The sequence below is a fragment of the Sphingomonas sp. P3_C5 genome, from assembly GCF_056402635.1.
The window spans coordinates 1-18,081 of sequence record NZ_JBFUHA010000003.1 but is presented as its reverse complement, the minus strand read 5'-3'; the positions used below and the strand labels follow the sequence as shown (position 1 = coordinate 18,081).

Here is an 18,081-nt window from a genome sequence, read left to right as displayed (position 1 = left end):
GCGTGACGATGAACAAGATTCTTTGCGCGGTCGCAGCGGCCGGGGCGATGATCGCGGGCGCATCACCCGCGGCGGCGGCTGATCTGCCGGCCGACACCGTCACCTATCTCCGCCAGGCAGTCGCGGGCGGCACTTATGTCGGTGTGATCATCGGGCTGGTCGAGGACGGCAAGGTGACGATCCAGAGCTTCGGCGTCGCCGACAAGGCGAGCGGCAAGGCGCCCGATGCCGACACGGTGTGGGAGATCGGATCGATCACCAAGACCTTCACAGGCACGTTGCTCGCAAGCGAAGTGCTGGGCGGGAAGATGAGGCTCGATGATCCGGTGCAGACCTATCTGCCGGCAGGAGTCACCATGCCGCAGGTCGGCGCGCGGCCGATGACACTGGGCGACCTCGCAACGCATCTCTCGGGCCTGCCGCGCCTGCCGGCCGGCTTCGCGCCGAAGAACCCGGCCGACCCTTATGCCGATATCGACGAGGCGAAGCTGTGGGACACGGTAGGCACGCTGAAGCTGACGCGTGCGGCCGGTGAGACTTCAGAATATTCGAACTTCGGCTTCGGCCTGCTCGGCGCGATCGTCGCACGCGAGGCCGGCCAGCCCTATCGCAAGCTCGTGGCCGAGCGAGTGTTCAAACCGCTCCACATGCGCCTTTCGGACGTCGGGTCGAACGACGCGATCCGCACCCATCTGGCGCAGGGCTATGACGCCGGCGGCATGCCGGTATCGCACTGGACGTTCCAGGCAGTGCCCGGCCTTGGCGGCATCTACAGCAGCGCGAACGACATGCTTGCCTATCTACGCGCCAACATGGCCGCGGCGGCTGGAACCGGGCCCGCGACGCCGTTGCAGAGGGCAATGGCGCTTGCGCTCAAGCCGCGTGCGGCGATGGGCAAGGGCAGGATCGGGCTCGCCTGGATCTCCTCGCCCGACAACAAGAGTTTCGGGCACGACGGCGGCACATATGGCTTCAGCAGCTATATCGGCTTTACCGCCGACGGCAGGCGCGGCGCAGTCGTGTTCGCGAACACGCTTGCGCTGGAGACGACGAGCGCGATCGGAGCCCACCTGGTCGATCCCACGCAGCCGCTGCCGCCGTTGCTGACCGAAATAAAGATCTCACCCGAGATCCTCGCACAGTACGCGGGGCGCTACAGCTTCAGCCCCGAGCTGCAGATGGACGTGACGCAGAGCGATGGCCGCATCACGATCGCCCTGGCCGGCCAGCCGGCCACCCCGCTGTTCGCGAGCGCGCCGGACCATTTCTACATGAAGGTGACACCGATCCGGATCGACTTCGAACGCGATCAGGGCGGCAAGGTCGTGCGACTGGTATCGCACCAGAGCGGCCAGCGCTATCGCGCGCCGCGGCTTGGCAGTGACGGCAAGCCGGTTACGCAGCCGGCGCGGATCGCGCTGAATGCCACGCAACTCGACGGCTATGTCGGCCGCTATCAGCTGACTCCAGAGGCTGTTCTGACAATCGCGCGCGATGGTGACCGGCTGATGGCGCACACCAGCACCCAGCAAACGCCCGCGCCTCTATTTTCGGAGCGGCCGGATCATTTCGAGTTCGATTTGCTCGATGTCGATCTCGATTTCGAACGCGATGCCGGCGGCAAGGTGGTTGCCGCCAATGCGCGCATCGGGGCGGAGCAGCTGCGTGCGCCGCGGCTTGATCCCTAGATCAGCGGGGATCCGAAGATGGCGCGCTGATAGTCGGCGAGGAGCGCGGGTTCGTCGATCGAGCCGTGATGGTGCAGTTGTCGCCATACGCCATCGATCCTGGTGAACCAGCGCGTGGTGCGGATGCGGAGATCGAGTGTGATGCCGCCCGTTTCGCAGGTCCCTTTCTCGCGCCCCACGAAGAGACGCCAATCATCCCCGCCCTGGCTCGTGAAATCGTGAAAGGCGACCTGAACCCTGGCGGGGCCGTCGAACAGTTTCGAATAGCCTTCGCTGATCGCCTGCCAACCGCGCCGGATCCCTCCAATGGGATTGTCCATGCTTGGCAGATCGCCTTCAGCCCAATTGGCGGCGAGACCGGCGAGATCACGGCCGTTGAAAGCGCGATAGAAGCCGATCAGGGCATCCAGCGCACCTTCGCCGGCGTGCGCCTCGGTTCCGGTGACCTCCTGCAACGTGAGAGCCATATTCCTCGCTCCTTCCGCTTGATCGCGCTGGATTTTACTGGACGAACCGAGCCTGTCCAGATTGCAGGGGACGGTTTCTCGCGGTGAACGACCCGACACAAAAAGGGCCGGCGCTTTCACGCCAGCCCTTCCCGTCAGTCGTTCGGCTTCAAATGAACGAGCCGGTCGAGAACGGCGTTGAGCCCCTCGCCCGAACTCGCATGCACATCGATCCGGCCGATCTTCTCGGTGACGCGCTCGAGGGTCTCGAGCTCCTTCAGGCGGATCAGGATGGGGTTGTCCTCCATCAGCTTCGCCGTGTTGAGCAGCGACCGCGTCGCCGCAGTCTCCTCGCGCCGGCGGATCAAGTTCGCTTGCGCGAGCTTCTCCGCCTCGACCACCTTGTTGATCAGCTCGCGCATCTCGCCCGGCAGGATCACATCCTTGATGCCGAGCTCGGTTACGCGCACGCCGATATCGCCGAGCTCGCGCCGGACATGCGCGACGATCTGATCATCGACCGTCTCGCGGTCGTTGAGCAGCTCGTCGAGCGTCCGCCCGCCCACGGCCTCGCGGACAGCGAACTGAACGAGCTTGTAGACATGCGCCTGGTAATCCGGCGTCGCGAGCGCAGCCTTCTCCACGTCCGTCACCTGCACGAAGCTGGTGAGCGTCACGCGGATCGAGATACGGTCACGCGTCAGGATCTCCTGCGCCGTCACCTCGACCGGCAGCGGCCGCGTATCGAGCGTCTTGGCGGAGACCTTGCGGCCAATCTGCCAATAGCCATAGCGGCCCGGCTTCAGCGTCTCGACCAGCTCGCCGTCGAAGAAGACGAGCCCGGCCTCAGCCTCAGCCACGGCAACCACCGCGATCGCGGCACCCGATCCCGCCGAGATATCGGCCTTTTCGAACGCAACGAGCTGCGCCTTGTCGAGCCGCGGCCGCTCGAGCACATCGAAGGTCTCGACGCGAACGTCATTGAGCGCCTTCCAGATATGCACGACCTGCCCCGGCCGGACGATGAGCGACGCGCGCCCATCAAGCCAGACGACCGCCACCTGGCCTTCGGCCGGGCGGACGATCTCGAAATATTCGGCCGCCATCTCGGGATGCAGCTTCTCGATGATCGCGGCCCAGGGCGAGGCGAAATTGCCCTGCGCTGACACGATCTCGGTGCGCAACCGGTGGTCCCAATCCCAGAGCATATGACGCCCCGGATCAAGCATGCGTAGCAGGCGGCCATCCTTTACGAGGAGGCCGCGCTGGTTCTCGGCAACAATGACTTCCTTGCGGATCATCGCCGTCCTCCTCTTCTTCCGCCGGCTCGATTGCCGGAGCGGGAGGGGGCCTCTAGGGGCCGATCGTTACGGGCGCAAGCTCTAAATGCTGCACTGCAACATATAAGGAAACGTGCATATCTTGAAGGGATTAGGCCAACCCGGAGAAGAGGCGGGAGAAAGGTCGGCCGGGGGATGCTCCCCAATGTCACAGCGGTCCAGCGATTAAGGCAGGCGGTTGGCGATTGAGCATTCCCGCAGCATCCGGGCCATGGCCCGAACCTGGAAGAAATGCCGCTTCACCGCGCGGCCTGCCGGTATCCTCGCCGGCACAGAGCCGGACACCGGGTGGTTTTCCGGATCAGCGCGTCGGTTGGGGCCTTCGCGCGTCTTCCTTCAACCTGAACACCCCGCCGGCCTTCCCATATGGAATGCCTTGTTCAGGGGCATGTTTTGGAGCGGGGCTCGAACCCGCTACACACAGATTGCGGTCTGCTGCTCTACCGATGAGCTATCCAAAGGTGACGGAATCGAACCGTCATTGCTTGCGTGTAGGCAAGTGCCCACCATGGGCGCGGCTCTGTCATGGAACACGGCACCGGCAAAGCCGACCGCGCCCGCGGGGTCTCACGAGCCCCAACGAAATGACAAAACCGGGCGGGCCTATAGGCGGCGAAATCCGGAATGTCGAGCCGGTGCTTCGACGCCTCGACCACTTCGATCAGCGCGCATACCACGCCCGGGAGCAGAGCGCCTGCCGCCGGCGTGCGCTCCTCTCGGCGCTCACAGGGCTGTTGGCGCCCTTATTTCTTCTTCCCTTTCGGCTTCTTTTTCCTGGTCTCGCCCTGACCGAGTGCCGAGGCGGCAAGCGCCTTGATCTGCTCGATGGTGGGAATGATGCGGTCGGCAAGAATATCCGAGGCGAGCTGCGAGATCTTCTCGGAGCTTTCCTGGAAAACCGACTTGGATGACCCTTTACCTGCGGCCTTTACCTTGGGTGTCTCGGTTTTTTGCGGCTTGCTTGGGGTGCTGACCGCGGCCGGTTCAGCGACGGGCTTGGCCGCCCGAGGCTTGCTCGCGGATTTCGTCGGCTTGGCTGGCTTCGGTTTTGCCGGCGCTTCGGCTTCGACGGCCAGCTTTGCGGCCGCTTTGCTTGGCGATTTGGCCATGGTCTTCAATTCCTTATCCGTCGTCCGGGAGAGTGCTGCCCGCCCGGACTGCTAAAGCTGCACCCGGCGCGCTCAAATGTCGAGCCATGGTCTCACCCGACCGGCATCGCCTTCAAACGATCCGATCGTCACATGATTGTCGCGTGCCGGGTCCAAGATGATTGCGGCGGGGGAATCGCATGGGAGACTCCGACATGACCGATGCAACGACAGACAATGAGCCCGAAATCGCCGGGGATATCGAGAACGAAATCGAAATCGACGAGTCGGATTGGCTCATCGCCTCCAACAAGGTTGAGGGCACGGCCGTCTATAATGAGGACGGCGAAAAGCTCGGCACGATCCACAATTTCATGGTCGACAAACTTTCCGGCCAGGTGGAATATGCCGTGCTGACCTTTGGCGGGCTATTCGGCGTTGGCGCAGATTATTATCCGCTGCCCTGGGATTCGCTGACCTACGACACCGATCAGGACGGCTATGTCGTCGATATCGACAAGGAAATGATCGAAAACGCGCCGCACTACGGTGCTGGTGAAGAGCCGAGCTTCGACCGCGCTTACGGCGAACAGCTCCATAGCTATTACGGCGTTGCCTATTCCTGAGCCGTGCCGTGAAGGGCTCCCGGCGGCCGATACGAACTTGGAGCGGCGCGGCCGGGCGCGCCTCTCCACCCATCCCCGGGGCGGCCAATCGACCATGAAGCCCATCATGACGATCGACTTCGAAGCCTCCTGCCTGCCGCGGCACGGCCAATCGTTCCCGATCGAGATCGGCGTCGCCGACCTGCGGGGGAATGCGCGATCATGGCTCATCCATCCGCACGTTTCGTGGGAGAGCTGGACCTGGACGGCCGAAGCGGAAGCGCTGCACGGGCTCACGCTCGAACATGTGCGCCTCCACGGCCACGACATCGATTTTGTCATGGCTGATCTGGCCGCCGCCGCGCGCGGCTATCGCATCGTTTCGGACAGTGAGCTCGACACGGGCTGGCTCGAGACACTCGCATGCGCCGCCGGGCGACCGGTGCCCTGGCGGATCGAGCATGTGACGACGCTGTTCGATGAACTCGACGCGACTGCCGAGGAAATCAGCGCCGCACTCGCAATGACGGATCGAACATCGCGCCGACGGCACCGCGCCGGTGACGATGCCGGATGGCTGGCAGACCTGATCTCCCATCTGCGCAACATCGCGGCGCGCCGGCTGGAGGCGGAAAGCCGGCCGATCTTCAGCTGGGACACCGGGCCGATCGTGACCGCGCGAGACAGCGAGCGATCTGTACGATGTATTGGAGAGAATTAGCGCTGTCATTCAATCACAAAAGGGGCAGAGAATCCTGTGTGTGAAAAACTGTTCGCCGGCAGTTACCGCACTCGGAAAGGGGAGAATGCGCCAACAATAGCATCGACTTTAAGCGCTCACGCCAGGCCGGTTTACACAGCCAAGTCCTGATCGAATGACAAGGACGCAGAAGGCGACGGCTCTTCGCCCCTTGACCGCAACCTGCCCCCGTTCCAGTTTCGCCTGGTCAAAGGGGGCACAGGATGGCGCACGGATTCTCGCTATTGTTCAAGGCATTGGGCGTGGGCGCTGCCGCGCTGATGCTGATCGGTGCGAAGGCCCCGAAAGTCGGCGAGCTCGCTCCCGATTTCCAGATGACTCTGGTCGACGGCACCAAGGTTTCCATGGCGGATCTGCGCGGCAAGGTCGTGGTGCTGAACTTCTGGGCGACCTGGTGCGTACCGTGCCGCCAGGAGCTGCCGACGCTCGACACCTATTATAGGGCGCGGGAAAAGGCGGGCTTGCGCGTGTTCGCAGTCACCACCGAGGATTCGGTGCCGCTCTACGAGCTGAAGAAATTGTTCGCGGTCATGCACATCCCGGCAGTCCGCAGGATCAAAGGACCCTATGACATCCTGACCGGCGTGCCGACCAACTACATCATCGATCGGTCCGGCCATATCCGCTACGCCAAGGCGGGCGCTTTCGATCTCGACGCACTCAACGAAACGCTGATCCCGCTCCTGAACGAGCCGGCACCGCCGGAAATCCCCGCGACGCCGGCGACCTGATCTAGCGGGTCAGCGCGGCGACCCCGGGCAATTCCTTGCCCTCCATCCATTCGAGGAACGCGCCGCCCGCTGTCGAGACGAAGGTGAAATCCTCGCCGACTCCGGCCTGGTTGAGCGCGGCCACCGTGTCACCACCGCCAGCGACCGACACGAGCGAGCCGTCGCGCGTCAGCGCCGCCGCAGTGCGCGAGAGCGCTACCGTCGCGGTGTCGAAAGGCGGCGTCTCGAACGCGCCGAGCGGGCMGTTCCACACCAGGGTGCGGCAGTTCTTGAGCACATCGGCCAGCGCCTCGACCGCGGCGGGGCCGACATCGAGGATCATCTCGTCGGCCGCGACCTCATGGACATTGACGGTGCGCACCGGCGGATTGGCGCGGAATTCCTTCGCGACCACCACGTCATAAGGCAGATGGATCGTGCAGTTCGCGCGCTCCGCCGCCTCGAAGATTTCGTCGGCAGTCCCGGTCAGCTCATGCTCACACAGCGACTTGCCGACATCGACGCCGCGCGCGGCAAGGAAGGTATTGGCCATGCCGCCGCCGATGATCAGGTGATCGACCTTCGCGACGAGATGCTTCAGCACATCGAGCTTGGTCGAGACCTTCGCTCCACCGACCACCGCCGCGACCGGGTGCTCAGGGTTCCCAAGCGCCTTGTCGAGCGCGGTCAGCTCAGCTTCCATCGCCCGGCCGGCATAGGCCGGGAGCAGGTGAGCCAGTCCTTCGGTCGAGGCATGCGCACGGTGCGCGGCCGAGAAGGCATCGTTGACGTAGAGATCAGCGAGCTTCGCCATTGCGGCGGCGAGATCGGGATCATTCTTCTCTTCGCCGGCATGGAAGCGGGTGTTCTCGAGGATCGCGACATCGCCGGCCTTCAGTGTCGCGATCGCCTCGGCCGCCTCGTCGCCGACGCAATCTCCGATGAAACGCACCGGCCGACCAAGCACACCCTCATAGGGCTTCGTCACGAGCGCCAGCGACATCTCGGGATCGCGCTTGCCCTTGGGGCGGCCGAAATGAGCGAGGATCAGCACGATTGCGCCCTTGTCGGCGAGCTCGGTAATGGTCGGCAGCGTTGCGCGGAAGCGTGTGTCGTCAGTTACCGCGCCGTCGGCCATCGGGACGTTGAGGTCCTCGCGGACCAGCACGCGCTTGCCGGAGACATTGCCGATATCGTCGAGCGTCTTGAAAGCCTTGGTCATTCTTCCACCCTGATTGAATCGCCGATTCGAATATCGCCGCCGCTGATCACCCGCGCCAGTGCACCGCCGCGCCAGTCCGGCGTCAGCGCCGCTTTCAGCCCCGGCTCGATCTCTTCCATGCGGCTGCACGGATCGCATTCGATCATGATCTCGAGCACGACCTCGTCGCCGATCCGCACAATCGCGCCGGCGTCCTGCGGCAGGTCGAGCCCCTCGACCAGCAGGTTCGCGCGCCGTACCGACCAGTGATGATCAACCCCGAGTTCGGCCATCGCCGCATCCCAGTCGGCACGCTCGATCAGCGACACCTGCCGCTTCGGCTCCCGACCCGGCTTCACCGCCCCGCGAAAATCGCCGGCCAGGCCGCTCTCGACCGAGAGATGGGCGTGATCGAGCACCTCCATCGGGGCGCGGGGAAAGGCATGGCGAGCGATACCGCCCAACCTCCCCGTCGCGCCGATCGCCGTCATCAGATGAACGCCGCCATCGCGCCGGCGGTATCGACCATGCGGCTCGAAAAGCCCCATTCGTTATCGTACCAGCTGACGACGCGGACGAGCTTGCCGTCGAGCACCGCGGTCTCCAGGCTGTCCACGGTCGAGCTCGCCGATGTGTGCATCAGGTCGATCGAGACCAGCGGCTCGTCGGTATAGTCGAGGATGCCCTTCAAGGGGCCGCTCTCCGACGCCGCCTTCAGGATCGCGTTGATCTCGTCCTTCGTGGTGTCGCGCTTCGGCGTGAAGGTCAGGTCGATCAGGGACACGTCAGGCACCGGTACGCGGATCGCCGAGCCGTCGAGCTTGCCCTTCAGCTCAGGGAGCACCTCGCCCACCGCGCGGGCAGCGCCGGTCGTGGTCGGGATCATCGACATGGCGGCAGCGCGGGCGCGGCGCAGATCGGGATGGATCTGGTCGAGGATCTTCTGATCGTTGGTATAGGCATGGACCGTCGTCATCAGGCCGCGCTCGATGCCGACGCTGTCGTTCAGCACCTTGGCGACCGGCGCCAGGCAGTTGGTCGTGCACGAGGCGTTCGAGACGATATTGTGGCCAGCCTCGAGCTTGTCGTTGTTGACGCCGAACACCACCGTCAGGTCGACGCCCTTGGCCGGGGCCGAGATCAGCACCTTCTTCGCGCCGGCATCGATATGCTTCTGCGCGCTCTCGCGATCGGTGAAGAAGCCGGTGCATTCGAGGACGATGTCGACGCCGAGTTCGGCATGCGGCAGCTTGGCGGGATCGCGCTCGGCGGTGACGCGGATGCGCTTGCCGTCAACGACCAGGTCATTGCCTTCGGCCGAGACCGAGCCTGGATATTTGCCGTGCACCGAATCGCGGCTGAACAACCATGCGTTGGACTTGGCGTCGGCGAGATCGTTGATCGCGACGAGCTCCATGCCGGTATCGCTGCGCTCGAGAATCGCGCGTGCGACAAGCCGACCGATCCGCCCAAATCCGTTGATCGCTACCTTCACCGTCATCGTAGGAATCTCCCATCGCGAGTGCCGGCGCCGCGCGAAACGCGCGAAAAGCGAACCGGCGAGTCTTTCAAGTGCGCGCGGTCTTTGCGGTCGGCGGGCGCAGCCGTCAACCGTTGCAGCTCAAATCAAACTTGCCCCCCGGTGAAGCCATGCTATCCGGATGCGATGGCAGAAGAGACGCCACCGCCCCCGCTCGATCGTATCGACCGCGCCCTCGCCAGGATCGATGCCGCGCTCGGCGCGCGCGCGCGTGCAAGCGAAGACATGATCCGCCGCCATGCCGCGCTCCGCGCTCGCATGGAGGAAGCCGTCGCCGCGCTCGACGATCTCATCGCCAGGGCGCGCGGCGCCTGATGGCCGATGTCACGCTCACCATCGGCGATCGCCGCCACACAGTCGCCTGCCGCGACGGCGAGGAGCCGCAGCTCCGCAAGCTGGGCGAGATGCTCGACAAGCACTGGTCGACCGCCGCCCGCGCCTCGGGCGGGCTGAATGGCGAGCGGACCATGTTGTTCGTCGCGCTGATGCTCGCCGACCAGCTCGAAGAGGTCGAACGCCGCCCACCCGAAGGCGTGGGTGCGGCCCTGCTAGAAAAGGTCGCCGAGCGGCTGGAACGCCTTGCGGCGACCCTTGAGAATTAACCTTTCAGGGCTTATATCCGTCAGTGGCGGGCACTGCCCGGTACGAGCCTTACCGATTATCCCTGAGGCGATTATTCTTCCTAGGGGGTTGTCCCTGCGCAGGCCCTGGCCTGTCGTACATGATCCCCACCTGATGCTAACGGCGTCAGAGGATATTCAGGCAAACGGCCATGGCGGTCCCGCCACCGCTTTTCCGGCGGTGCGCCAATCTTCCATCCTTCCGCTTACCCTGCGAAGGCAGGGGCCCAGGTGGGGACATCCGAGGCTGAGCACGGTCCTTCATCACGGGGGCCTTCCCAACTGGGCCCCTGCCTTCGCAGGGGAAGAACTAGGTGACTAGCCTCCTCGACAAACCAGCCCTGCGCGCCCGCATCCGCGCCGAGCGCGACCTGCTCGTCGCCGGGCACCCGCCCGCGATCGAGCCGCTGCCGCAATTCCTCGCCCGCCTAGAACATGGCCTGACCATCGCCTCCTATGTCCCGCTGGGCAGCGAGGCCGACCCCTCTCCCCTCGCCCGCGCCGCGGTCGAGCATGGCTGCATGATCGCCCTTCCCCATGTGACCCGCAGCACCGAGCCGATGCGCTTCCTCGCCTGGGACAGCGAAGAGGATCTGATCTCTGGCCCCTATGGGCTCCAGCAGCCGCATCACGAGGCGCCGGCGCTGGCGCCCGACATCATCCTCACGCCGCTTGTCGCGTTCGATTCGCATCTCAACCGCCTCGGCCAGGGCGCCGGCTATTACGACCGCGCCTTTATTCGCTTTCCCGATGCATGGCGGGTCGGGGTTGCGTGGAGCATGCAACAGGTCGAAAGCCTGCCCGCCGAGCCGTGGGACGTGCCGCTCCACGCGGTGGTCACGGAGCGGGGATGGATCATCCCCTGATGAGCCCCGACCAGAAAGAGCCGAGCATGAACACCACCCCAAGCTGGCGCAAACCCGTCGGCGCGCTCGCCATCCTCGCCCTGTTCGTCGTCTGGGTCATATTGGTCGCGAGCCTGTCGCCCTGGATCGGCCAGTGGCACTGGCTGCTCCAGCTGATCTTCTATGTGGTGGCGGGAATCGCGCCGCTATGGCTATTCCCGATGCGCCGCATGCTGGCCTGGATGGAGACCGGCCGCTGGCGCTGATTCGGCGATGGGATATCGGGGAATGGCGCGAGTGACGGGGCTCGAACCCGCGACCTCCGGCGTGACAGGCCGGCGCTCTAACCAACTGAGCTACACCCGCTTGGAAAGCGTGAGGCGGCGCAACTAGGCGAGGTGCCGGGGGCTGTCAACCGGGCATGGCGCGGGTTTCCGCGGTCTGGCCGATTGGGGGCGACGGGTAAAATGGGAGGCATGCGAATGGAAGCACGTCTTTGGTCAGCATCTCGTACCAAAAGGACGCAGTTCGGTTCGAGCGACGAGCGCCGCCTCCCCGCATTTGTCGAATGATCAGCCCACGCTGCGGACAGGGCGCCGTTTTCCCTGTTAATCGCCCGTAACAGGGAAAGAACAGGGAAAGAAAATTTTTCTTGCCCGTTTTCGGCCGATTTGTTGGAAATATTATCTTTTATTATCATGTATTTAAACCATGTTTTCGCTGTTATTCGATAACAGGGAAAGCGAAATGCGGAACAGGGAAACGTTTTGGCGATAACAGCGAAAGATCGGCGAATAACAGGGAAGCTTGATTCAACGGCAACGCGAGATCGGCTTTTATGATGCGATTCTTCATGAGGAGGACGCTGACATGACCGAGCATAGAATTGAATCAAATGAGGACGCGGCTGCCGAAGCGGATCCGGTCGCGCTCCGCGACTGGAGGATCGGGAAAGGCAAGCCGCCCGTTGAGTGCCAGTTCCCAAAAGGACGATCGGGCAACCCGGCAGGCAGGCCGCGCCGGTCCGGCGCGCCGGGCGACCGGTTGCGCGGCGCAGACGAGCCGACCCGGCAGACGATTCTCGATGAAGCTTACCGGACGGTCGAGGTGCGCGAGGGCGATTCCGTCCTTACTCTGTCGATGAACCAGGCAGTGTTCCGCGCCATCGGCAAGGCGGCATTGGACGGCAACCAGCGTGCACAGGAGCGCTGGGCGGCGATGGTGCAGGCGGCGGAATATGAGCAGAAGCGGGCGCAACTGGCGATCTTCAATGTGATCGAGCGCGAGGAGAAGGAACGGGCTGCGAAGCGGCGGGAGCGGCTCGGGACTGAGGACAAGTATGATCCCTATGCGGAGGATATCATCGTCGACCAGCGATCGGGATCAGTGGTGATCCGGGATGTTGGGGAGGAGGATGGGGGCTGACGCGCGCGATGTCCTGGGCTGGAGATGCGGCCCGAAACCACGCGATGAGTGTATTTGGTAAACTGGCGCCGTAACTGCGGTCATGACATATTGCGCTTTCTCCCCCAGATGTTAGCTTGAGTTCGGCGCGGGCTGAAAGAGCATTTTCATGCGGCGCCACCGCCCGTTTTGCTTTCAGCGGCGCGGAACCCGGGGGAAGTAAGACATGGCTGGTATTTGGTGTGTGGACGAGCGGTTCGCGCTGCGCGATTCTAGCGGCGGTCAGATCGTTCCGGGCGTGAGCTCGATCAGCGGTGCGGATTCGGCCAATCACGCTCATGCCCGTCTGGCACATTCGTGACGGCGCCCTCGAAGCTCGCCGCGGCCGAAGGGCCGATCCTGACGCTTCTCGAAGCGGCGGACGGGACGCAGATCACCGGCAAGACCGACGCCGGCAGCACCGTCGCCGTCACTTTCGTCAATGGCGCAATCCAGCTGGTCAAGCAGGCGAGCGTGATCGGCACCGACTTTACGGTTTCGCTCACCGCGGCTGAGATCGAGATGCTCGGCGAAGGTTATGTAAAATATTCCGCGGTCGCCTCGACGGGCGGCATCGATAGCGCCCCCTCCCCGACCAGCCAGTTCTTCTTCACGCACCAGCCGATCGTCGATGCGCTCACGCGGCTGGATAGCGGCGGATCACTGGCGGCGCTTAGTGCTGAGTCCTCGATCGGCGTGACGGCGCTCGCGGGTGGCGGATTCGCCGTGCGCTGGGTGGTCGACGCCAATGGCGACGGCAATCCCGACGGGATGGCGGTGCAGCGGTACGCGGCCGACGGCGCGAAGCAGGGCAGCCCGACCATGCTGCAGGGCCTGTCGAGCGAGTTGCTGATGCATGGCGACCATGTCAACGCATTCGATCTCGCGGCGCTCGATGGCGGCGGCTATGCGCTGAGCTACTCGATGGCGCAAACGCGCAACTTCCATCAGCCGACGCTGACGAGCTTCAACGCGGCCATCCCCGTGAGCGTCCCGATCGTCGGGCGGCCGACCGTTATCGTCGTCTTCAACACCCCCCCGGCTGGCGCGACTTACTCGCTCAGCGCGATCGGCCCCAACGGCTCGCCGGTAACGATCCCGCTTACGCTGCAGAACAGCGAGATCGTAATCACCCAGGCGATTCTCGATCAGATCGGCGTACAGGATCGCACGACATTGCTGATAGGCGGGCTGCCCGCGGGGCAAAGCGTGAGCCTGCTCATCGAGGCGGCGGAAGACGCCATCTATGATCCGGCCAGCGCGCTGCACAGCGTGGCCCGTTCGGTCAATGTCAGCGCAGCGCCGAACGCCACCTCAGGCAGCGCAACGCTCGGCCTCCCGGCCACCGGCCGGGTCGAATCCTTCCATATCGACACCGCCACCTTCGCGGAGGGCGCCAACCATACCTATTTGCTGCTGATCAATACGCCGTGGGACGGCCATGCGATCAACCTCGGCGGCGTTGCGGGCGCGATCGTTGCGCCCAACGGCCAGATCCAGATTTCGGTCACGCCTGATGCCAATGGCAATGTCGCGGTGCCGCAATCGATTCTCGACCAGATCGGGATTCACGACGCCTCCATCTACCTCGCGGTGATCGGTCTTCAGCCTGGCACGACCGTGACCGGCTCGGTCGGAGTGCGCGACGCCATCAGCCTGCCGGAAGGCGTGTTCGTCCAGCATTTTGGCGCTGACGGCGTGTCGCTTGGGGATCCCGGTGCGAGAATCGATACTGGCGGCACAGCCGCAGGGTTCGATACGTACGGGGTGCTTGCCGACACGGCAATCGGCGTAACGCCGCTCGCTGGCGGCGGTTATGCGGTGCGCTGGCTGACGGACAGCAGCGGCGATGGCTATGCCGACGGGATCGCCGTGCAGCGTTATGGCGCCGATGGCACGAAGCAGGGCAATGTGACCGTGCTGCAGGGCCTGTCGGAAACCCTGTTGCATGACATTAACTCATTTGGTGCCAATCTGGCGTCGTTTAATCTCGCCGCCCTCGATAATGGCGGCTTTGCGTTGAGCTATGCGATAACGCTGACGAGCTTCAGCCATTCGGTGAATCTGACAACGGGCGCCGCCAACCAGACACTCCCCATCCCCGTCGTCGGCCATCCCACCAGCTTCACCATCAATGCCGCGCCGCCGGGAGCAAGTTTCGCCCTTGTCGGCACGGGCAATGCCGGAACCACTGTGACCATTCCGCTGACGGTGCAGAACGGCGTGATCACCGTCACCAACGCGATTCTCGATCAGTTGAGCATCGACAATCGCATGACGTTGGCAGTGACCGCGCCGCAAAGCGCCAACATCCAGGTGACCATCAACGTACAGGAAGATGTCAGCTACGATTCGAACAGCGCGCTACGCGACGTCAGCCGCAGCTCTGTCGTTGTCGGCCCCCAGGGCGGCGCGTCGGGCAGCGCCGTGCTGAATGTGCCGAACGCGCGCGCCGAGCACTTCCACATCGATTCGGCAACTTTCGCGGCGGGCGCCAATCATACCTATTTGCTGGTCGTCAACCCGATCGAGGACGCCCACAACTTATTCGTCAACTTCGTCCCCGGTGCCACATTGTTGCCGAACGGCCAGGTCCAGATCAGCGTGACGCCTGATTTCAACGGCGACATCACGGTGCCGCCGGAGCTCCTCGGCGCGATCGGGAACGGCGACGCCCAGATCTATCTGGTCGTGGGTGGCCTGCAGATCGGCTCAACGCTGAGCGGCACCGTGGCGGTGCATGATGCGATTCCCGCCCCTTCTGGTGTATTCGTGCAGACCTTCGGGGCGGACGGCGCCGCGCTCAACAACGGCAATGTAGCAATCAGCGGCGCCGCCTCCCCTCCGGCCTATGATGCGGACACCGAGATTGGCGTGACACCGCTCGACGGCGGCGGGTTCGTTGTACACTGGGCGGTGGACAATGACGGCAACGGCAGCGCGGACGGCTTCGCGGTGCAGCGCTATGGCGCCGACGGGGCCAAACAGGGCGGCGTAACGCTGCTCCAGGGCATATCGAGCGACCTCATAACGCATGGCGACCATATCGGGTCGGTGGATTTCGCCGCGCTCGCCAATGGCGGCTATGCGCTCAGCTACGCGATCGAGCTCGAACGTTTCGCGCATTTCGCAACTGTTTCGGCGGGGGCGGCGAATCAAGCGCTTTCGATTCCGATCGTCGGACGCCCGGCCAGCCTCTACATAGTCGATGCGCCACCGAACGCCGCCTTTACGCTGACCGGAGTGGGCAATGGCGGCGGCCAGGTGAGCGTTCCTGTGACGGTGCAGAACGGCGCCATCACGATCACCCAGGCGATCCTTGATCAGTTCGGCGTCGATGATCGCATGACGCTGATGGTGACCGGGCTGAACGCGGGCGAGTCGGTCGCTGTGAACGTGGTGACGGTGGAAGACATCACCTATGACCCGACCGCCGCGCTCCATGACATAAGCAGCAGCTTTACCCTCACGGGACCCCAGGGCGCGGCCTCGGTCGGTGCCGTCCTTCGCGCCTCGACCGGGCGCGGCGAGGCCTTCCATATCGATTCCGCAACCTTCGCGGCCGGGGCGACCCCCAGCTACAGGCTGACAATCAATCCGATTCAGGATGGCCACTTAATTAACATCAACGGCATCGCGGGGGCGACGCTCACCTCGAACGGCCAGATTCAAATCACCGTCACCCCCGATGCCAATGGCAATATCGCAGTGCCGCAAGCGATCCTAGACCAGCTCGGTGTGCATGATGCCGGCATCTATCTGACCGTGTTCGGCCTGCAGATCGGCTCGACCTTCAGCGGCACGGTGAGCGTACACGATCCGATCCATCAGCCCGAAGGCGTGTATGTGCAGACCTTCGGCGCGGACGGCGTCGCGATCAGCGCCGACCTGCATCTCGTCGGCGGCAGCACGGACGATGTGCTGCTGGGCGATATCGGCAACGACACTTTAACCGGCGGCGACGGTAACGACGTGTTGGACGGCGGGGCCGGCCACGACCTTATGATCGGCGGCCTCGGAAGCGATGTCTATATCGTCGACAATATGGCCGACATCGTCGTCGAGAATGCCGATGAGGGCTTCGACAACATCGTAACCTCGCTCGATAATTATGTGCTCAGCGAAACCGGCAATGTCGACCAACTGACGCTGCTCGGCAGCGCGATCACTGGCTCCGGCAATAGCTTAAGCAACATCATAACGGGTAATGCGCTCGGCAACATTTTGTACGGCAAAGCCGGCGACGACTGGATGGCGGGTGGCGCAGGCGCCGACACGGTCGACGGTGGCGACGGCAACGATGTCCTGTTCTCGCAAGATCGGGACCCGTATGCCTATGCGTTTTTCAGCTACGCCGGCATTTCCACCGATCTCGGGACAGAGGCCGATACGCTGATCGGCGGCAACGGCGACGATTATATCTACGCCGGATATGGCGACAATGTCGATGGCGGTGCGCAGGGGGCCTTCGGCAATCGGCTGTATATCTCCTTCCAGGGAGCGACCAGCGGCGTCAATGCCGACTTCCGGCTGCTCCAGACCCAGTCTGCGATCACCATCGGTGGCGGCATTATCACCAATATCCAGAGTGTCGGCTATCTCGAGGGCAGCCAGTACGACGACGTCCTGGCTCCGATCGATTCCTTTTTCGCGCTGGAGGCGACTGTCTATGGACGTGGCGGGAACGACCGGCTCATCAGCGGCGCGGGTAGTGACACGCTGATCGGCGGCACTGGCAATGACACCTACGTGGTCAACAGGCTGGACGACATTATCGTCGAGAATGCCAATGAGGGCACCGACACGATCGAGACGGCGCTAACCTATTCTCTTGCCGGGCTGACCGATGTCGAGAATCTGACGCTGACGGGAACCGCTGCGGTGAACGGCACGGGCAACGCCCTGGCGAATGTGCTGATCGGTAATGCCGCAGCCAACACGCTGACCGGCAACGATGGCGCGGATATACTGAACGGCAATGGCGGCGCGGATACGCTGATCGGCGGGCTTGGTGATGACCTTTATGTGATCAGTGACGCCTCGACCGTGATCGTCGAGAATGCCGGCGAGGGCAGCGACACGATCAAGTCTTCGGTCAGCTATGTGCTGGGTGCCGGGGTTGAGGTCGAGACGGTGCGGCTGATGGGTACGGCCAACCTCGATCTGACCGGCAATGCCGGTTCCCAGAGCCTGGGCGGCAACAGCGGCAATAACGTGCTCGACGGCGGCGGTGGCGGCGACAATATGAAAGGCGGAGCCGGCAACGACACCTACATCGTTCGCAGCGCTGGCGACCATATCGTCGAAGTCGCGGGCGAAGGCGACGACACCGTGAGGGCGGCGCTCAGCTTCACCCTGGGTGCAGCCGTACAGGTCGAGCATCTGATGACGGTGGACGCGACCGCGACCACCGCGATCAACCTCACCGGCAACGCCTATAGCCATGATATTCAGGGCAATGCCGGCGTCAATGTGCTGACCGGAGGGTCGGGCAACGACGTTCTCGACGGCGGTACCGGTGCGGATCAGATGCAGGGCGGCACCGGCAGCGACAGCTATTTCGTGGACGATGCCGCCGACACGGTGTTCGAAGCGAATACCGGCGGCGTCGATTACGACACCGTGGTGGCCACGGTCAGCTGGGTGCTGGGCGCAGGACAGGAAGTCGAGCGCTTGCGCGCAGGCCCGGGCACCGATCCGATCAACCTTACCGGCAATGAGTTCGGCCAGAAGATCCAGGGCAATGAGGGTGCGAATATCCTGCTCGGCGACGGCGGCAATGACGTGATCATATC

At 63.8% G+C, this 18,081-nt stretch carries 18 protein-coding genes, 2 tRNA genes and 1 other RNA gene; 12 read left to right on the top strand and 9 right to left on the bottom strand.

Translation table 11 applies throughout. From position 1 onward, the window contains the following. Positions 1–8 precede the first annotated feature (8 nt). Positions 9–1,688, top strand: coding sequence for a serine hydrolase (locus AC1DVS_RS08830; protein ID WP_478022147.1), 1,680 nt, complete (start codon positions 9–11; stop codon positions 1,686–1,688). On the opposite strand, the gene AC1DVS_RS08825 is transcribed toward AC1DVS_RS08830, so the two are convergent. The 4 genes from AC1DVS_RS08825 to AC1DVS_RS08810 all read right to left on the bottom strand — a co-directional run bounded on the left by AC1DVS_RS08825 (position 1,685) and on the right by AC1DVS_RS08810 (position 4,583). Continuing rightward, positions 1,685–2,155, bottom strand: a complete 471-nt coding sequence (locus tag AC1DVS_RS08825) for a YybH family protein (RefSeq protein ID WP_478022146.1) — start codon at positions 2,153–2,155, stop codon at positions 1,685–1,687. The two genes, AC1DVS_RS08830 and AC1DVS_RS08825, sit on opposite strands and share 4 nt — an antisense overlap. A 134-nt stretch (positions 2,156–2,289) precedes the next feature. Further along, positions 2,290–3,435 (bottom strand): slipin family protein, encoded by a 1,146-nt coding sequence (locus AC1DVS_RS08820; protein WP_478022145.1) that lies wholly within the window; start codon positions 3,433–3,435, stop codon positions 2,290–2,292. A 429-nt stretch (positions 3,436–3,864) separates the two neighbouring features. Next, positions 3,865–3,935, bottom strand: a tRNA-OTHER gene (locus tag AC1DVS_RS08815). Positions 3,936–4,217: 282 nt separating this feature from the next. After that, positions 4,218–4,583 (bottom strand): hypothetical protein, encoded by a 366-nt coding sequence (locus tag AC1DVS_RS08810; protein WP_478022143.1) that lies wholly within the window; start codon positions 4,581–4,583, stop codon positions 4,218–4,220. Positions 4,584–4,777: 194 nt separating this feature from the next. Between AC1DVS_RS08810 and AC1DVS_RS08805 the strand changes: the two genes are divergently transcribed. The 3 genes from AC1DVS_RS08805 (at position 4,778) to AC1DVS_RS08795 (ending at position 6,658) form a co-directional block, all read left to right on the top strand. Continuing rightward, positions 4,778–5,188 carry a PRC-barrel domain-containing protein gene (locus AC1DVS_RS08805; protein ID WP_478022142.1) on the top strand — a complete coding sequence of 137 codons (411 nt, stop codon included), beginning with the start codon at positions 4,778–4,780 and terminating at the stop codon, positions 5,186–5,188. A 106-nt stretch (positions 5,189–5,294) separates the two neighbouring features. Then, positions 5,295–5,888 carry a hypothetical protein gene (locus tag AC1DVS_RS08800; protein WP_478022140.1) on the top strand — a complete coding sequence of 198 codons (594 nt, stop codon included), beginning with the start codon at positions 5,295–5,297 and terminating at the stop codon, positions 5,886–5,888. 242 nt (positions 5,889–6,130) lie between these two features. Then, entirely contained in the window at positions 6,131–6,658 is a 528-nt protein-coding gene (locus AC1DVS_RS08795) for a TlpA family protein disulfide reductase (RefSeq protein WP_478022138.1), read from the top strand. Between the two features lies 1 nt (position 6,659). Here AC1DVS_RS08795 and AC1DVS_RS08790 read toward each other — a convergent pair whose 3' ends face one another. The 3 genes from AC1DVS_RS08790 to gap are packed head-to-tail and all read right to left on the bottom strand — an operon-like array spanning position 6,660 to position 9,339. Next, positions 6,660–7,859, bottom strand: coding sequence for a phosphoglycerate kinase (locus AC1DVS_RS08790; protein WP_478022136.1), 1,200 nt, complete (start codon positions 7,857–7,859; stop codon positions 6,660–6,662). Continuing rightward, positions 7,856–8,329, bottom strand: a complete 474-nt coding sequence (locus tag AC1DVS_RS08785; RefSeq protein WP_478022134.1) for an MOSC domain-containing protein — start codon at positions 8,327–8,329, stop codon at positions 7,856–7,858. The genes AC1DVS_RS08790 and AC1DVS_RS08785 overlap by 4 nt, the downstream gene beginning before the upstream one ends. After that, positions 8,329–9,339 carry a type I glyceraldehyde-3-phosphate dehydrogenase gene (gene gap, locus AC1DVS_RS08780; protein ID WP_478022132.1) on the bottom strand — a complete coding sequence of 337 codons (1,011 nt, stop codon included), beginning with the start codon at positions 9,337–9,339 and terminating at the stop codon, positions 8,329–8,331. The genes AC1DVS_RS08785 and gap overlap by 1 nt, the downstream gene beginning before the upstream one ends. 165 nt (positions 9,340–9,504) lie before the next feature. Here gap and AC1DVS_RS08775 point away from each other — a divergent pair, with 165 nt between their 5' ends. The 5 genes from AC1DVS_RS08775 to AC1DVS_RS08755 all read left to right on the top strand — a co-directional run bounded on the left by AC1DVS_RS08775 (position 9,505) and on the right by AC1DVS_RS08755 (position 11,109). Continuing rightward, a complete protein-coding gene (locus AC1DVS_RS08775) occupies positions 9,505–9,693 on the top strand; it encodes a hypothetical protein (protein WP_478022130.1) in 189 nt (62 codons plus the stop codon). Then, positions 9,693–9,980 (top strand): cell division protein ZapA, encoded by a 288-nt coding sequence (locus AC1DVS_RS08770; RefSeq protein WP_478022128.1) that lies wholly within the window; start codon positions 9,693–9,695, stop codon positions 9,978–9,980. The genes AC1DVS_RS08775 and AC1DVS_RS08770 overlap by 1 nt, the downstream gene beginning before the upstream one ends. Before the next feature lie 27 nt (positions 9,981–10,007). Further along, positions 10,008–10,164: non-coding RNA, 6S RNA (gene ssrS, locus AC1DVS_RS08765), on the top strand. A gap of 148 nt (positions 10,165–10,312) precedes the next feature. Next, complete coding sequence (locus AC1DVS_RS08760; protein ID WP_478022126.1) at positions 10,313–10,864, top strand: 5-formyltetrahydrofolate cyclo-ligase; 552 nt, start codon at positions 10,313–10,315, stop codon at positions 10,862–10,864. After that, complete coding sequence (locus AC1DVS_RS08755) at positions 10,849–11,109, top strand: DUF2842 domain-containing protein (RefSeq protein ID WP_478022124.1); 261 nt, start codon at positions 10,849–10,851, stop codon at positions 11,107–11,109. Before AC1DVS_RS08760 ends, AC1DVS_RS08755 begins: the two co-directional genes overlap by 16 nt. A 23-nt stretch (positions 11,110–11,132) precedes the next feature. Here the strand turns inward: AC1DVS_RS08755 and AC1DVS_RS08750 are convergent. Both AC1DVS_RS08750 and AC1DVS_RS08745 read right to left on the bottom strand, forming a co-directional pair. After that, positions 11,133–11,209, bottom strand: a tRNA-Asp gene (locus AC1DVS_RS08750). A 357-nt stretch (positions 11,210–11,566) separates the two neighbouring features. Then, positions 11,567–11,698 carry a hypothetical protein gene (locus AC1DVS_RS08745; protein ID WP_478022123.1) on the bottom strand — a complete coding sequence of 44 codons (132 nt, stop codon included), beginning with the start codon at positions 11,696–11,698 and terminating at the stop codon, positions 11,567–11,569. Between the two features lie 15 nt (positions 11,699–11,713). Between AC1DVS_RS08745 and AC1DVS_RS08740 the strand changes: the two genes are divergently transcribed. The 3 genes from AC1DVS_RS08740 to AC1DVS_RS08730 form a co-directional block, all read left to right on the top strand. Beyond that, positions 11,714–12,268, top strand: coding sequence for a DUF5681 domain-containing protein (locus AC1DVS_RS08740; RefSeq protein WP_478022121.1), 555 nt, complete (start codon positions 11,714–11,716; stop codon positions 12,266–12,268). 205 nt (positions 12,269–12,473) lie between these two features. After that, positions 12,474–12,608 (top strand): hypothetical protein, encoded by a 135-nt coding sequence (locus tag AC1DVS_RS08735; RefSeq protein ID WP_478022120.1) that lies wholly within the window; start codon positions 12,474–12,476, stop codon positions 12,606–12,608. Next, on the top strand, positions 12,605–18,081 hold a 5,477-nt coding region (locus AC1DVS_RS08730), incomplete at its 3' end, for a beta strand repeat-containing protein (protein ID WP_478022119.1). The genes AC1DVS_RS08735 and AC1DVS_RS08730, both read left to right, overlap by 4 nt.

What these genes read in the sequence shown, in the direction of transcription:
- AC1DVS_RS08825 (WP_478022146.1), bottom strand. Translation starts at nt 2,155, where the DNA reads ATGGCTCTCACGTTGCAGGAGGTCACCGGAACCGAGGCGCACGCCGGC.
- AC1DVS_RS08830 (WP_478022147.1), top strand. Translation starts at nt 9, where the DNA reads ATGAACAAGATTCTTTGCGCGGTCGCAGCGGCCGGGGCGATGATCGCG.
- AC1DVS_RS08795 (WP_478022138.1), top strand. Translation starts at nt 6,131, where the DNA reads ATGGCGCACGGATTCTCGCTATTGTTCAAGGCATTGGGCGTGGGCGCT.
- gap (WP_478022132.1), bottom strand. Translation starts at nt 9,339, where the DNA reads ATGACGGTGAAGGTAGCGATCAACGGATTTGGGCGGATCGGTCGGCTT.
- AC1DVS_RS08770 (WP_478022128.1), top strand. Translation starts at nt 9,693, where the DNA reads ATGGCCGATGTCACGCTCACCATCGGCGATCGCCGCCACACAGTCGCC.
- AC1DVS_RS08745 (WP_478022123.1), bottom strand. Translation starts at nt 11,698, where the DNA reads ATGAAGAATCGCATCATAAAAGCCGATCTCGCGTTGCCGTTGAATCAA.
- AC1DVS_RS08740 (WP_478022121.1), top strand. Translation starts at nt 11,714, where the DNA reads ATGACCGAGCATAGAATTGAATCAAATGAGGACGCGGCTGCCGAAGCG.
- AC1DVS_RS08775 (WP_478022130.1), top strand. Translation starts at nt 9,505, where the DNA reads ATGGCAGAAGAGACGCCACCGCCCCCGCTCGATCGTATCGACCGCGCC.
- AC1DVS_RS08810 (WP_478022143.1), bottom strand. Translation starts at nt 4,583, where the DNA reads ATGGCCAAATCGCCAAGCAAAGCGGCCGCAAAGCTGGCCGTCGAAGCC.
- AC1DVS_RS08820 (WP_478022145.1), bottom strand. Translation starts at nt 3,435, where the DNA reads ATGATCCGCAAGGAAGTCATTGTTGCCGAGAACCAGCGCGGCCTCCTC.
- AC1DVS_RS08755 (WP_478022124.1), top strand. Translation starts at nt 10,849, where the DNA reads ATGGATCATCCCCTGATGAGCCCCGACCAGAAAGAGCCGAGCATGAAC.
- AC1DVS_RS08735 (WP_478022120.1), top strand. Translation starts at nt 12,474, where the DNA reads ATGGCTGGTATTTGGTGTGTGGACGAGCGGTTCGCGCTGCGCGATTCT.
- AC1DVS_RS08785 (WP_478022134.1), bottom strand. Translation starts at nt 8,329, where the DNA reads ATGACGGCGATCGGCGCGACGGGGAGGTTGGGCGGTATCGCTCGCCAT.
- AC1DVS_RS08800 (WP_478022140.1), top strand. Translation starts at nt 5,295, where the DNA reads ATGACGATCGACTTCGAAGCCTCCTGCCTGCCGCGGCACGGCCAATCG.
- AC1DVS_RS08805 (WP_478022142.1), top strand. Translation starts at nt 4,778, where the DNA reads ATGACCGATGCAACGACAGACAATGAGCCCGAAATCGCCGGGGATATC.